Here is a 13,911-nt window from a genome sequence, read left to right as displayed (position 1 = left end):
GCTTCGTCCTCCTTTTTCATCAGACCAACTTTTTTCACTTAATAAAATGATATGTCGGACGTGAAAAAACGGAACGTGCCATACGCTTTATTTTTCTTTATAGGATATTTGTTCGATGTTCAGCAGCACCGCTTTTACATCCGTCTTCGTGCCCGCGTATCCCGTTAAGGCGCTGTTTTTGCCGATTACCCGATGGCACGGGATCAAAATCGGCAGCCGGTTTCGTTTATTGGCTTGTCCGATGGCGCGCACCGCTTTCGGTTTTCCGATCGCTTCAGCCATATCGCCGTAGCTTCGGGATTCCCCGTAAGGAATCATCGTCAGCGCGTTCCATACTCTTTCCTGAAAGGGTGTGCCTTTTTGTCTCAGAGGCAGAGAGAATTGCTTTCTTTCTCCTGAAAAATATGATGTCAGCTGCTGTTTCGCCTCCGACAGCAAAGCGGTTTCGCACGGCTTTACGCCGGGCGCGTCTTTCCGCCATTCCTCAAAATCTTCCCCGGTGAGAAACAGGCCGGTAATAAAGCTCTCTTCCTCTGTTACGATGACGGTTCCAAACGGCGCTCTCACACTTGTAAAACAGATCATTCCCCGCTCCTTCTTTCTTCCGTATTCTGCCGGACCGGAAGCGTCAAATGAAAAACGGTGCCCTTCCCTTCTTCACTTTCCACATGAATGCGTCCCTGATGTTCTTCGATGATTTTATAGCTGACCATGAGACCGAGGCCCGTTCCCCTGTCTTTTGTCGTGTAAAATGGTTCACCCAGACGTTTTAATTTGTCTTCGGAAATGCCTGTTCCTTCATCTTGAATAGAAATCAAAATGTGGTCTTGATCAGAAGACTGAATGGTCACGTAGATATTGCCGCCGCCCGGCATGACTTCAATGGCGTTTTTTAAAATATTGATAAACACCTGTTTTAATTGATTCGGTTCACAGTAAATCGGCGGGATGTTTCCAGTCAGGTTCAGATGGATCTGCACATTGACAAGATTGGCCTGGGCATTCAAAAGATCAGCCGTGTCTTTCATAATCTGCGTCACGTCTTTTTCTTCATATAATATCGCCTGGGGTTTCGCTAAAATTAAAAATTCAGTGATGATAGACTCGATGCGTTTTAATTCTGAGGTAATAACGTTAAAGTACAGAGAATATTCGCCTTCAATGCTTCCTTGAAGAAGCTGAATGAACCCTTTCAGCGCCGTCATCGGGTTTCTGATTTCGTGGGCGATGCCCGCCGCCAGCTCCCCTACAACATGAAGAGTATCGGATTTCCGCAGCCTCTCTTCAAGCTCTTTGGCCTCTGTGACATCTTTAAAGATGGCCAGATTCATATTTTGAATGATATTTCTTTTGAAGGAGAATTCCAGTTTGCGGCTGTCGCTGCTGCTTAACAGGAAGGGGATTTCATTATCCATTCCTTCTAAATCAATCTTTCTGGCGGGAACACCCGCGTTTTCAATATCAAATAAAGAAAGAATATCCGGAACGGTGTACGCTCTCAGCTCCTCATCCGGCATACCGAGTATACGGCTTGCGAGAGGATTCGCGTCAATAATGCGGAATTGGTTGTCAAATAAGACCTTGCCGTCCATTGAGCCGTTGAATACTTTTCTGAATTTCAGCTCGCTTTCCCGCAATTCTTTTTCCATCCGCTTACGATCGCTGACATTTCTTAAAATGGTTAAATGCTGACCTTCAAGTATGGTTCGTTTTGATGTGAATTCCAGCTCTTTAAATTGGCCGTTTGCCATCTGAAACAGCATCTCTTCACGGATTTCTCCGTATTTTTCATATTTTTTCTTAATCTGCTTGTATTTTTTCTGCGGATCAACGATAAACGTACATAAATTCCGCTCCACCAGCTTATCCATCGGCAGTTCGAAAATGCGGCACGCCGATTCGTTTGCTTTGGCAATCTTTCCGTCATCAGACCAAATGACAATCGCGTCCATGGCGTTTTCAAAAATTTCGCGGAATCGCTCTTCGCTTTTAAAGAGTTTCAATTCCATCAACCGTTTCTCTGTTATGTCTCTCATAATAGACATGTAGAACCCGCTGATTAAGTTGGACGTAATCGTAAATTCAAACAGCTTCTCTTCGCCGGACCGAAGCTTGACGGGCAGTTCTCCTTTGGCGTTACCTTTTCTGCGGAGGGTTTCCCAGATTTCTTTCAGATGCTTTTTGTTTTCTCCGTCGGTAAAATGGCGGAGCGACAGATGGGACAATTCATTCTGGCCGATCTCAAAGCTTTTGCAAAAAGAGAGGTTCGCATCAATAAACCCGCCGTCCTTATCAAACAGCACGATGCCGTCGACAGCCCTGTCAAACAAATCTTTAAACAGCTGCTCGTTCATGGAGAATTCGCGCTCTAATATTTTTTTAGAGGAGATATCCCTCATCACCACAAAAAAATAATCCTCCCCAATTCCGTCTCTGGCGAGGAATTCAATGTATTTCGTCGCGCCGCTGTCAAGCTTAATCGGCACCTCTTTCCACAGATGGCCTTTTTTTAAAAACTTTTTCACGGCCTTATTCAGTTCTTCCTGAGGCACGGAATATAAAAAATCCAGGACGGAGCGGTTAATGAGACTCTCTGCCTCAATCTGCATCATCCGGGCCGCAGCCTCGTTCGCCTGGACGATTTTCATTTCCTTACGGCATATAAAAATGGCATCAAGCGTGTTATTCATAATCACGTGATACCGGTTCAAATCACTCTTCAGGCGGTCATTTTCCTCTTTCATCCGCTTCAGCTGCTCTTTCAGCGACTCTTTTGTTTGCAAATCCAGAGTTTCAGCCATTCAGTACACTCCTTCTTCAAAAACCTATCCTTCAATATTTCTACAAAATACCTCATCTTCCTTCATTCGCCCTATACATTTCAGAAAATTTCAATGATATGACAAGTTAAAGTCTTTTTCTACGATCCTTACCTCCCCATTACATCATCCTAACAATCCCTTTTGTCCTCCTTCAATTTTTTATTTTTTATTTTAAAATGAACAACAACAGGAAATAATCATGCAGTGGATGATTTTTGAAGAGAAGGTGATGCTATGACAAAATCGCGAGACAGTTACTTTGACAACGCCAAGTTTATCTTGATTTTTCTGGTGGTGTTCGGCCATATCCTCCGGTCATTTATTAACGGAAATGAGTTTATGCTCCATCTCTACAAATTCATTTATACTTTTCATATGCCGGCCTTTATCCTGGTTTCCGGCTATTTCGCAAAAAACTTTAAGCGGAAAGGTTATGTGAAGAAGCTGGCTGTGAAACTGATTATTCCGTACCTGATTTTTCAGGGCATTTACTCAGTTTTTTACTATTTGATTCAGGATGAAAGCATGGCAAGCGTCAATCCAATTGATCCGCAGTGGTCTCTCTGGTTTTTAGTCAGCTTATTCTTTTGGAATCTGCTGCTTTATCCTTTTACAAAGTTGCCGAAGATGTGGGCGCTTGGGGCGAGCTGCGGGCTTGCCGTCATGATCGGGTATCTTGATTTTATCAGCAGCACGCTGAGTCTTTCACGGACGTTTGTTTTTCTTCCGATGTTTCTCGTCGGGTTTTATTTAAAGAAACAGCACTTTGATTTGCTTCGGGCTAAAGGAGGCAGGCAGATTGCCGCCGGCGTACTGGGGATTGTTTTCCTGTTATGCTGGTGTATTGATTTTGATTACTCGTGGCTGTTCGGATCGGAGCCTTATTCCACATTCGGCACGGTGTCGCTGTTGAGCGGTCTGTCGCGCATCGGCTGGTATGTTTTGGCCTTTGCCGCCACTTTCAGCTTTTTGGCGCTCGTTCCGCAAAGGCGTTATTTCTTTACGAAATGGGGTACGAGAACGTTTTACGTGTATCTGCTGCATGGATTCATTATAAAAACGCTGCGGCAGATCGGGCTTGAAGATCACTTGTCTGATTATCAGAATTTAGTCATGCTCTTAATTTTAACGGCCGCTCTTACGTCCATTCTCTCCAGCAATGCGGTGAAAACGGCCGCACAGCCGTTTATTGAGCTGCGGATAACCGGTTTGCTTGAAGCGGTGAAAGGAACAAGAAACGGTGCTTATTCGAAATAATGCAAAATACCTCTTAAGCGTTGCCGCCTAAGAGGTATTTTTTATTGTTTGCCGTCTTCTTTTTTCTTTGGCTTCGTCTGTTCAAGCGTTTCAATCCATTTTCCGGCGTTATAATCACCGAGCTCGCTTGCAAACTCTTCTTCAAGCAATTTAGGGTCCATCGGCTTTTTATGGTTTTGCATGTCTTTGCTGTGGCGGTTTTTTTTCGTCATGTTACTCGCCTCCTTGTTTGCCGTGTTTTGATTTGCGGTTTGCGCCTCTCAGTCCGGGATCACCGTCATATTGTGTTTTGTATGCATCTTTGTCCATGCTCTCAGTCGGTGTGTTGTTGTTGGTCAAAGCTTCATTCTTTGCTGCTTTGCGTTTCATTTGATTTCCTCCTTCTGTCAGCAAATCTGTTTTGAATTCATCAAGCATTTTTTTCAAGTCGCGCACTGTCACGTTTTTGGCCTCATCAATGAGTTCATAGCCGATCTGTCCGTTCGGCTCAAGCAGCACATATTTAAAATCTTGAATGTCTCCGAGGCCTTCCTGCCTGATCCTCATTGACAGCTGAGCTTCGGTAAAACGCATTTTTTTTAAATTTTCCGGGATGATTTTTCCGTTTCTGACAACAGCGACGGTTTTTCCTGAAAATAAAAACTCAAAAAAGCTTGATTTGATTTCTAAATATTCCATCAGGATTAATACCGCAATAAAAATCGCCGCCGCGAAAATGGTTTCCCATAAATTATGTTCAATAAACGGCTGAATAATAATCGAGCCGATCGAAATCATGATGACTGTCTGGGTCACCGACAGCTGGCTGATTGATTTCCGTCCGGCAATCCGCAATAAAAAGGTACCGACCGCTATCATAATTACCGACTTCCAAAATACGGCAAACAATGACGTCACCTCTTTACAAGTAGAATCTCCAAAGAAACTGTTTCCACACATCCATTTTACGGCAATAAAAAAACACCGCTTTCTGAAAAGCGGTGTCAGCCGATAATCATTCTTTCCTTCGGATAGTGATAATTTGCTTCGATTTCTTTTCGGCCGATCAAATAAAGGAACGTCAAAATGCCGATCCGGCCGATAAACATCACAATCATGATCACACATTTTCCGATGTCGCTTAAATGCGGAGTAATCCCAAGCGACAGGCCGGTCGTTCCGAATGCGGAACACACTTCAAAAAGCAGTCCGAGGAGCGTCTGATTTTTCTCCGTCACGGACAGAATCAGCGTCGATCCGAACACGAGCAGAATCGCCATCATCGTGACGACCAGCGACTTCATGACATCAGCCTGATGAAGCTCGCGTTTAAAGACCTTGACCGCTTTATTCCCCCGGGCAAAATGAAACAGGGCAAGCAGGTTAAGCGCAAATGTCGTCGTACGGATTCCGCCGCCGACCGAGCTCGGTGATGCGCCGATAAACATGAGGGCACAGATGAAAAATAATGTCGGCGCCGACAGCTGGCTGATATCAATTGTCGCAAGCCCGCCGCTTCGCGTAGCGGTTGATTGAAAGAGACATAAAAATAAAACATCATGCCAGCTTTTCCCCTTCATGACATGGCTTGCTTCAAGCGCGTAAATGCCCACGGCTCCGAACAAAACGAGCATTCCGAACGTAACGGTCGTAATTTTCGTAAACAGCGTGAATGAGTATCTGCGCTGTTTTGAAAACAAAAAGTCTTTTACTTCTACGAGCACCGGAAAACCGATCGCACCGAAAATAATCAGAAGCATCGTAATAAACTGCACGAAATAGTCATGTCTGAACGGGACGAGTGAATTTCCCGTAATATCAAAACCGCCGTTTGTCGTGGCGCTGACGCTCGCAAAGAATCCGTGCAAGTACGCCTGTTCAAACGAATCATAATACGTTAAAAAATATGTTCCTAAGATGATGCCGCCTAAAAACTCGATTAATAAAATCAAAAACAGCACTTGCTTCATCAGGTTGACGATACCGGAAAACTGCGATTGATTCTGATCCACCATGATGAGCTTCCGTTCCCGCAGACCGATCCGTTTGCCCATAATGAGCCAGACGAATGTTCCGAGCGTCATGATGCCGATTCCGCCGAATTGAAGCACGAAAGCCAAAATGACAATCCCGGCCGTGCTGAATGTATCAGCCGTGTTGACGACCGTTAAACCGGTGACACTGACTGAGCTGACAGCCGTAAACAGCGCGTCTATAAACGACCAGCTGGCCCCTTGTTTGTGGGCGGCCGGCAGACTTAGCAAAATAAATGCCACCGTCACAGCAAGAAAATAATATAATGCAATCAGCTGTGCAGGCGACAAGATCTGTATGAATTTCTTCAGTTTTAATTTCATAAGATAGTTCCTTCTGCCTCTCAAATGTAGTACGTAATTATTCTAATGATATTGGGAGAATTTTTAAAGGTCTTTTAGAAAGATTTTTCATTACCTTATGTAATTTGCCGATCTTTAAACAAAAAACCTCTGAAACGATTGTCAGAGGTTTTGTTGATTATTTTGCTTCCAGCCTGCGGATGCGCTCATCGAGATCAGGGTGTGTGGAGAACAGTGACGAATGCTTTTTGCCGTTAATTTTTAACGTCTGCACCGCCGTCTGGTCCTCTTCATTCACATGTCCTGTATAAGACTTCAGCGTACGCAGGGCGTGAATCATTTTATCCTTGCCGGCAAGGTCTGCACCGCCGCGGTCAGCATGAAACTCTCTATGGCGCGAGTAGGCGAAGACGACAAGACTGCCGAGAATGGAAAAGATAATCTGAAACACGATCATCGCGATAAAATGAACGACCGGCGCGAGGTCTTCTTTGACAAAGCGGCTCGCAACCCATGCCGCGATTCGGGAAAGGAATACGACGAACGTATTGACGATTCCCTGCAGCAGCGTCATCGTGACCATATCACCGTTTGTGATGTGTGCGACTTCATGGGCAAGAACCCCTTCCACCGCAGCATCATCCATCTGCTGCAATAAACCTGAAGAAACTGCGACAAGCGAACGGCGCTTAGAAGGCCCGGTCGCAAAAGCATTGACCTCCGGGGAATGATAAATGCCGACTTCAGGCATTTTCGTCATCCCTGCGGCACGGGCCAATCTGTGCACACGGTCAACCAATTGCTGTTCTTCACAGCTGAGCGACTGTTTCTTCGGATTTAACACCCGGACGCCCATCATCGTTTTGGCCATCCATCTGGACATTCCGAGAGAAATAAAAGAACCGACAAAACCGACGACAAGACTGAACACGAGCAATGCCATCAGATCAATGCGGCCATTTTGAATATATGAGCCGACACCGGTAACGCTTGTAATAATCGTAAGCACAATTCCGATTGTCGTAATGACCAAAAGGTTCGTTAAAATAAACAGAAATATTCTTTTCGCCATAATTACCTCCGTCTTTTTTAAGATCAAAAGAACTTATTTACTTAAATTATAAATGATCTGTTTGAAAATGCAACAATTTCGACGTATGATGTTAATGTAATTCTCATTGATATTAGAAAGTAACACGTAATCAATCAGAGGTGAACCATGAACACGTTTAAACTGACCCGAACTGATATGGTCCGGCTTCTTTACGCGTTAAAAGGCCAAGGAGACGCAACTCCTCTCCAAATCTTATTGCAATCAGCGGATATGACCTTGGATGAAGCGGAAAGCCGTCTGCATATCCCTGAATTTCTGACGAGATTCGAACGAAAAAAAGAGAAAAAGGAATACGGGCTTTCAACTAACGAGATTGTCGAGCTGGGAAATCTGTGCGAGCTGACGTCTTTAAAATCAACCGCCGTCCAAAACTGGGTAAAGCGCGATATTAAAGATTTAATCGGCCACCCCTTACTCGGCAAAAAATATACAATTGAACAAGCTGTCATCCTTCTCATTGTACGTGATTTAAAATCAATTTATGACTTCGAACATATACGCGGCATATTAAAAATCGCTTTTAACACGATCACAGACAGATCAGACGACGTCATCAGCCCGATCAGGTACTATGAAAGCTGCGCCCAAGTGATTGATTATCTTCATCATAAGGCAAACCCGCCGATGAAGGAAACGAGCCTGCAGGAGCTCGTCGAAGAGCAGACGGACAAGCTCAAAGGCTGCTTTAAAGAACTCGGAAGCGGACAATGGAACGATATCAGATCCATAATCGCCGTCACGGTGCTCTCCGTTTTGACTTTCCATATTCAAGCCTCAGCCTACAAAATGATCAGCCATTTATTATAATTCATAACGCTTCTTCGCCCCGGTGTCTGCGCCGGGGTTTTTTTGCTGTACAACAATTGCCAGCATAATCAATACCGTTCCGTTTGAAACTAAAATGCGAAAACACATCTTGCCAGAGAAAAGGAGATGAAAAAGATGGCGAGCAGAAATAAACTCTTAGTTCCAGGGGCTGAGCAGGCACTTGACCAATTTAAATACGAAGTGGCTCAAGAATTCGGCGTGAACCTTAGCTCTGATACAGCAGCACGCGCAAACGGCTCTGTAGGCGGGGAAATGACAAAACGTCTTGTACAGCAGGCTCAATCACAATTAAACGGGAAAAATCAATAATGCAGCTTATTCGCCGGGATTTCTCGGCGAATTTTGATATTTATCGGCATTCTCCTTTCCGTGCCGGTAGCCGTTCGGATTCCTTCGGTCTGACGAATCTTCATGATGCCGATAGGATTCCCTATGTTCATTGCGATCATGATTCCAGTAATGATTGTAATACTTTTGCTTAGGCTCTTTGTCATTTCCGTTTTCCTGAGGATTTTGTGTTGGGGGCTGCTCTGTTTCCCCATCTTGTTCCTTCTGTGTGTTTTCCTCTGATCCGGAAGCTGCATTTTTTTCGGTTTGCTGATTGCCGTCCTGACTGTCCGGCTTCGCTTCTTCCGTACCGGGCGTTGTTTCATTGTTTCCCGGCTTCTCTGCTGCCTTTTCTTCATCAGGAGCTGTCTTTTCATCAGCCGCCGGCTTTTCTGTGTCCGGCTGCTCGCTTTGATCAGCGTCTGTTTCGGTATCTTTTTGATCTGTTTCATTGCCGTCGGTTTGCTTTTCAGGCTGTTTTTCTTCTGTTTTCTTTTCGTTTCTTCTTATGTAGCTGCCTGTTGACATCCCTTCCTGTTTTGCTTTTTCTCTTGTTTCCATATCAGATTCAAGCGATTGGACCTGGTAGGTGCCCTTATATTTTTCAGTCATGTCGGCCAGCTGTTTTTTAACGCCTTTTTTATATGTATTGTCATCTGTATTTTCATAAACCGTGGAAATTAAAATCTCTTTTGATTCCTTTACATATCCATGCTTGCTGCAATCGGTAATAATATTACTGATGACTTCCTTAAAATCGCTGCTTTTCCAATCTCCGATGTCACTGATGACCTGTTTGGCGTCATGGTTCAGCGGTGTCAGTTCAATGACTTCATATTTGCTGTTTAAAGCCATTTCAATGCTGGGATTAATGTCAAGCGTCATATACGCGTAAGCTTTGTTATCAGAAAAAACCGGGAGCAAAATTAAAATAAACAAAATAATAGCAGTCATCGTAAACACTCCCAATTTAAAAGGGCGCAGTTTCAGAAAATCAAAAAAGCTGGCCCTTCTTCCCATACGCGTTTCGCCTTCGAACGTAATTTCCTCTCCGATTTCACAAGTGCGGTGATCATTTTTTGTTTTTAAAAATTGTCCGTCAGGGGTTAGCAACGTGACGAATTTTTTATTTTTCTCTACTATGATCCCTCTTCTCATGAGTGCAACACCCCTTTAAGATAATCTTTTAAATAAATATAATCACCGGTAATAATAATACTCATGGCGATGATATATTTTCGGTTCCGTTCGATCGTTTTTCTGCTGACCGACACGAGCTGCTCCAGCTGTTTGACAGGAAGCTGTTTTTTCTGGTGCAAAATGGACGCCAGCTCTTCATTTTCAACAAGCGTGTAGGCTACCTTAATCGCATTCTGCCTCGCATCTGTATGCTTCGGCGATTGTTCCAGCAGCTCTTTAAAAGACAGGCCGTATTCTTTCAGCTGCTTCTGAAAAAAAAGAATTTCTTCCCGGCGCTGTTCCTGTTCTATCTGTTTGCGGTATTCATCAATGGAAAGCTCCGCTTCAATAAGGCTCTGCGAAGATTCCTGGTCGTCGCCTTCCTGCACATCCATATTGATATGCTGAGCGGTTCTTGCTTCTTTTCTGATATAGTCTATCACTTTTCTTTTTATAATCAGCTCTGCAAATGCAAGCAGCGAATTACCTTTTTCAGCCGAATATTTTTCAATGGCTTCGTTAAACGCGATCAGCCCGATGCTGAATTCGTCGTCTTTTTCATCTATATATCGTTTACAAACGGATGAAACCGTCTTCGCGATAAAAGGCTTATATTGCTGTATTAAATCGTTCTGCAGATCTTTGTCGCCTTTTTGTATTTTTTCAACAGATGTTTCAAGCGTTTGCTTCTTTTTTCCCAATTTAAACAAAAGGCTAAGCACTGGTTTCACCTCAGTTCCTCCCTATAACTACTCATAATCATAGCTAATTTAGTAGGGATTCGCAAAGGAAGAAAAAGAGAAATCGATTTCATTTGTCTCAATTATGACAAGCCAATAAGACGTACTATACATGATTTCGTGCCCCCATGCAGAATTAAGGGGGTTTTCTCTGTGTTTTTTGTAACAATGCTGTTATAAAATTGTTATCATATGTCTTAAATGTAAGCGTTTCAAACAAAAAAGGGAACCTGCTTTTTAAAAAGCCAGACTCCCTTTTTGATCATTTTACGCGTGTTCTCTTTTTTCCAATTCCGCGCCAGACTCTATTTGTTTTGCTCCTGACATAAACCATCCGCAAATCGCAATGGCAGCCAGAACCGCCCAGAAAATGATTTTCCAGGCCGCCGAATGGATGACATCTGCCGGAATTATACCGAGTTCCTCATGGGCCAATGTATAAAGAGCGAGCTTCACGCCTACCCATCCGACAATCACAAATGCCGTCGTTTCAAGGCCCGGTCTGGTTTTCAGTAAGGATACGAACATTGATGCCGCAAAACGCATAATGATTAAACCGATTACACCGCCGGCTAAAATAACGAGAAACTGACCGCCGTCCAAGCCGCCGATGGCAGGAAGCTGTGTTCCCGGGAGCGTTACGGCAAGCGCGACCGCCGCTAAAATGGAGTCAACGGCAAAAGCGATGTCCGCTAGCTCCACTTTCAAGACAGTCTGCCAAAACCCGCTTTCTTTCTGCGTTTTCTGACCGTTGTTATCTTTAAATACATACCGCTTCAGCAAATGGCTGACCGCAATGTAAAACAGATATAAAGCGCCGACGGCCTGGACCTGCCAAACATTCACCAGAAAAGAAATGGCGAACAGTGACCCGAAACGCAAAATAAATGCGCCCGCCAATCCGTAAAATAAAGCCTTCTTCCTTTGTTTTTCAGGAAGATGCTTCACCATCACAGCCATCACCAGCGCGTTATCCGCCGCCAAAATCCCTTCCAGCCCGATTAAAACGAGAAGAACCCATCCATACTCCAATAATAATGCAAAGTCCAATCCATTCCCTCCGTTTCTTTTTTCTATCATCCGAGCTTATACCGGCGGTTTTTTTACGCAAAAAAGACCTTTGCCGATATAAGGCAAAGGTCTTGCTAGACATGAATGATTGGCATGCCAACAAAGCCGATGGATATGATCCATGAATTGACGACTTTGTTTCCGGAATATCCGGACGCTACTCCCCTTTGGGATTTCAAGAAATATTTGTTTATACGCTCATGATAAAGCCTGTTTCATCATTTGTCAACGCTTAACTTTTTTAACAAATTGAGAAATTTTTTCTGTTTTGGCCCGCTGTTTTCTTCTCTTTAAAAACATCCAAAGAATGAGAAGCAACACAATGAATATACCGAGCGGCAGCATATATTGATCGAGGATGGAACCGACGCTTTTCCAATTTTCCCCGAGTTTCATTCCGAGGTATACGTAAGCAAATGTAATCGGCAGCATCGCTGCATATGTATATAGAGAGAACACCCAGACATTCATCTTCGCAATGCCGCACGGCAAAGAAATCAGCGTCCTCACCCCCGGTATAAAACGGCCGCTGAACGCGACCAAACCTCCGTGCTTCTGAAAGAAATCATCTGATTTCTGCAGGGATTCGGGTTTTATCCATATATACTTTCCATATTTCAGCAAAAACGGCCGACCGCCCAGCCTGCCGATTCCATATAAGACAAGCGGACCTGAAACACCGCCGAGCGAACCGGCAAACACGGTCCCGGCAAGCGTCATATCCCCTTTTGAGACCCAATAGCCCGCAAGCGGAAGAACAATTTCCGCCGGGATGAATTCTATACTGAGCGCCAAAAAAATCCCGGCGTAAGATAAGCTTTTAAACGCTTCAATTATTGATATGATGAAATCTTCGATGATTTATCACTCCCGGCTTACGTCTATATTCTGAAACTTAAGAATGATTTTAACACAAAACCTTGAGTCTGAAATATCTTTTAGACATGCCCGTTATAAATGTGAGTCGTTTCAGATCGGTATAGCGGGAGGGAATGACATGCGCAATACAACGTCCCGCCTGTCTCCTGATTGCTTGTCTGGCGGCGGTTATATCACTTAAGTTCTCCGGAAAAATTTACCCTTCGCGGTAAGCGGCGGCTGACCGCGGATTCAGTTCATATGGGAGCGGGAAATTTTCTCAGTCACTACATGGGAATGCGGGGCATTTCCCGGGGAATGATTTTCTGGGACTTCAGCGCTTTAAAGAACTTACCGATTCACTGATTGTAAATCAAGAATTCATTTGCTTTTCAGCCGACCATTTCCGCCTGAGGAAATGGAACAGCCGCTCCATGAAGCGCCGCATCACCCATAAGTTGCTACACATGGAACGGACTCGTTTATCCACAATAAAGACAAAAAGGAGTTTTTATTCATGCACACGATGTGGAAGGGTTCGATCAGTTTCGGCCTCGTCAATATCCCGGTCAAGCTCTTTGCGGCCACTGAAGATAAAGATATAAAATTCCGCAGTCTTCATAAAGAAGACCATGCGCCGATTAAATACGAAAAAATCTGCACCGGATGTGAAAAGAGTCTGGAACCTGATGAAATTGTGAAAGGCTATGAGTATGTAAAAGGGAAATACGTCATTATGACAGACGAAGACTTGAAAGACGTAAAACAGGAACATGAAGAAAAAGCGGTTGAGATTGTTGACTTTGTCCAGCTGCAGGAAATTGATCCGATTTATTTTAACCGGTCTTATTATGTCGGGCCGGGAGATAACGGCACAAAAGCCTATACACTTCTGCGGGAAGCGCTGAGGACGACGGGTAAAATCGGGATTGCCTCCATTACGATCCGCTCTAAACAGCAGCTTGCGATTCTTCGCGTGTATGACAACTGCATCGTGATGGAATCCATTCATTATCCGGATGAAGTCAGAAACGCCGGACATGTGCCGGGCGTTCCCGAGCAGACAGCCGTTAATGAAAAAGAGCTGCAGACGGCGATTACGTTAATTAATGAGCTGACAACCGAGTTTGACCCGGAACAATACGAAGACACATACCGGAAAGCCCTTCTCGCTAAAATTAACGATAAGCTCGAACATGAAGAAGCGGGCGTGACACCGGCTGCTGCCGGCCCGCGCGAAGATGTCATCGATCTTGTCAGCGCGCTTCAGGCAAGCATTGACCGGACGAAGCGGCCGGATCGCGAACAGGCTGCACCGGCGCGGACAAAAGACGCCGCGTCAGCAGGCGGCGGAGGCAAAAAGCAGAAGACGACCAGACAAAAAGCCGGAACGTCTTAAT

At 44.5% G+C, this 13,911-nt stretch carries 14 protein-coding genes; 4 read left to right on the top strand and 10 right to left on the bottom strand.

Features of this window, described 5'->3' with window-relative positions:
* Nucleotides 1–87 precede the first annotated feature (87 nt).
* Together HWY38_RS07890 and HWY38_RS07885 are read right to left on the bottom strand one after the other, a co-directional pair.
* Nucleotides 88–585: a methylated-DNA--[protein]-cysteine S-methyltransferase gene (locus HWY38_RS07890; protein ID WP_224181612.1), complete on the bottom strand. Its 498-nt coding sequence runs from the start codon at nt 583–585 to the stop codon at nt 88–90.
* Complete coding sequence (locus tag HWY38_RS07885; protein ID WP_032874693.1) at nt 582–2,801, bottom strand: PAS domain-containing sensor histidine kinase; 2,220 nt, start codon at nt 2,799–2,801, stop codon at nt 582–584. Before HWY38_RS07885 ends, HWY38_RS07890 begins: the two co-directional genes overlap by 4 nt.
* Nucleotides 2,802–3,056: 255 nt before the next feature.
* Here HWY38_RS07885 and HWY38_RS07880 point away from each other — a divergent pair, with 255 nt between their 5' ends.
* Nucleotides 3,057–4,079 (top strand): acyltransferase family protein, encoded by a 1,023-nt coding sequence (locus HWY38_RS07880; protein ID WP_224181611.1) that lies wholly within the window; start codon nt 3,057–3,059, stop codon nt 4,077–4,079.
* A 41-nt stretch (nt 4,080–4,120) separates the two neighbouring features.
* On the opposite strand, the gene HWY38_RS07875 is transcribed toward HWY38_RS07880, so the two are convergent.
* From HWY38_RS07875 to htpX, 4 genes are all read right to left on the bottom strand, one after another.
* On the bottom strand, nt 4,121–4,291 hold the full coding sequence (locus tag HWY38_RS07875; protein ID WP_007610936.1) for a hypothetical protein: 171 nt from the start codon (nt 4,289–4,291) through the stop codon (nt 4,121–4,123).
* Between the two features lies 1 nt (nt 4,292).
* Entirely contained in the window at nt 4,293–4,967 is a 675-nt protein-coding gene (locus HWY38_RS07870) for a DUF421 domain-containing protein (RefSeq protein ID WP_224181610.1), read from the bottom strand.
* A gap of 95 nt (nt 4,968–5,062) precedes the next feature.
* Nucleotides 5,063–6,415 carry a TrkH family potassium uptake protein gene (locus HWY38_RS07865; RefSeq protein ID WP_007610933.1) on the bottom strand — a complete coding sequence of 451 codons (1,353 nt, stop codon included), beginning with the start codon at nt 6,413–6,415 and terminating at the stop codon, nt 5,063–5,065.
* A gap of 157 nt (nt 6,416–6,572) precedes the next feature.
* Nucleotides 6,573–7,466 (bottom strand): protease HtpX, encoded by an 894-nt coding sequence (gene htpX, locus HWY38_RS07860; RefSeq protein ID WP_224181609.1) that lies wholly within the window; start codon nt 7,464–7,466, stop codon nt 6,573–6,575.
* Between the two features lie 147 nt (nt 7,467–7,613).
* Here htpX and HWY38_RS07855 point away from each other — a divergent pair, with 147 nt between their 5' ends.
* The gene (locus tag HWY38_RS07855; protein WP_061581983.1) at nt 7,614–8,315 is read left to right on the top strand and encodes a DUF1836 domain-containing protein; all 702 of its coding nucleotides are present in this window, start codon (nt 7,614–7,616) and stop codon (nt 8,313–8,315) included.
* A gap of 135 nt (nt 8,316–8,450) precedes the next feature.
* Nucleotides 8,451–8,645 carry an alpha/beta-type small acid-soluble spore protein gene (locus HWY38_RS07850; protein WP_003154717.1) on the top strand — a complete coding sequence of 65 codons (195 nt, stop codon included), beginning with the start codon at nt 8,451–8,453 and terminating at the stop codon, nt 8,643–8,645.
* A 6-nt stretch (nt 8,646–8,651) separates the two neighbouring features.
* Here the strand turns inward: HWY38_RS07850 and HWY38_RS07845 are convergent, their stop codons facing one another.
* The 4 genes from HWY38_RS07845 to HWY38_RS07830 all read right to left on the bottom strand — a co-directional run bounded on the left by HWY38_RS07845 (nt 8,652) and on the right by HWY38_RS07830 (nt 12,514).
* Nucleotides 8,652–9,821 carry an anti-sigma factor domain-containing protein gene (locus HWY38_RS07845; protein ID WP_224181608.1) on the bottom strand — a complete coding sequence of 390 codons (1,170 nt, stop codon included), beginning with the start codon at nt 9,819–9,821 and terminating at the stop codon, nt 8,652–8,654.
* The gene (gene sigI, locus HWY38_RS07840; protein WP_003154719.1) at nt 9,818–10,573 is read right to left on the bottom strand and encodes an RNA polymerase sigma factor SigI; all 756 of its coding nucleotides are present in this window, start codon (nt 10,571–10,573) and stop codon (nt 9,818–9,820) included. The genes HWY38_RS07845 and sigI overlap by 4 nt, the downstream gene beginning before the upstream one ends.
* Nucleotides 10,574–10,849: 276 nt before the next feature.
* The gene (locus HWY38_RS07835) at nt 10,850–11,632 is read right to left on the bottom strand and encodes a TerC family protein (protein WP_411908469.1); all 783 of its coding nucleotides are present in this window, start codon (nt 11,630–11,632) and stop codon (nt 10,850–10,852) included.
* 246 nt (nt 11,633–11,878) lie between these two features.
* Entirely contained in the window at nt 11,879–12,514 is a 636-nt protein-coding gene (locus tag HWY38_RS07830; RefSeq protein WP_369878818.1) for a DedA family protein, read from the bottom strand.
* A gap of 514 nt (nt 12,515–13,028) precedes the next feature.
* Between HWY38_RS07830 and HWY38_RS07825 the strand changes: the two genes are divergently transcribed.
* Nucleotides 13,029–13,910: a Ku protein gene (locus HWY38_RS07825; protein ID WP_007610913.1), complete on the top strand. Its 882-nt coding sequence runs from the start codon at nt 13,029–13,031 to the stop codon at nt 13,908–13,910.
* The last annotated feature ends 1 nt before the right edge of the window (nt 13,911 follow it).

It is taken from the genome of Bacillus sp. KS1, assembly GCF_020075515.1.
In the GTDB taxonomy this organism is placed as follows: domain Bacteria; phylum Bacillota; class Bacilli; order Bacillales; family Bacillaceae; genus Bacillus; species Bacillus velezensis.
The sequence above is the reverse complement of the archived record's forward strand: the minus strand, read 5'-3'. Positions and strand labels throughout refer to the sequence as shown.

Bases quoted from the DNA above. Each gene is read 5' to 3' on its own strand.
- HWY38_RS07890 (WP_224181612.1), bottom strand. From the start codon at position 585: ATGATCTGTTTTACAAGTGTGAGAGCGCCGTTTGGAACCGTCATCGTA.
- HWY38_RS07885 (WP_032874693.1), bottom strand. From the start codon at position 2,801: ATGGCTGAAACTCTGGATTTGCAAACAAAAGAGTCGCTGAAAGAGCAG.
- HWY38_RS07880 (WP_224181611.1), top strand. From the start codon at position 3,057: ATGACAAAATCGCGAGACAGTTACTTTGACAACGCCAAGTTTATCTTG.
- HWY38_RS07875 (WP_007610936.1), bottom strand. From the start codon at position 4,291: ATGACGAAAAAAAACCGCCACAGCAAAGACATGCAAAACCATAAAAAG.
- HWY38_RS07865 (WP_007610933.1), bottom strand. From the start codon at position 6,415: ATGAAATTAAAACTGAAGAAATTCATACAGATCTTGTCGCCTGCACAG.
- htpX (WP_224181609.1), bottom strand. From the start codon at position 7,466: ATGGCGAAAAGAATATTTCTGTTTATTTTAACGAACCTTTTGGTCATT.
- HWY38_RS07855 (WP_061581983.1), top strand. From the start codon at position 7,614: ATGAACACGTTTAAACTGACCCGAACTGATATGGTCCGGCTTCTTTAC.
- HWY38_RS07850 (WP_003154717.1), top strand. From the start codon at position 8,451: ATGGCGAGCAGAAATAAACTCTTAGTTCCAGGGGCTGAGCAGGCACTT.
- HWY38_RS07845 (WP_224181608.1), bottom strand. From the start codon at position 9,821: ATGAGAAGAGGGATCATAGTAGAGAAAAATAAAAAATTCGTCACGTTG.
- HWY38_RS07825 (WP_007610913.1), top strand. From the start codon at position 13,029: ATGCACACGATGTGGAAGGGTTCGATCAGTTTCGGCCTCGTCAATATC.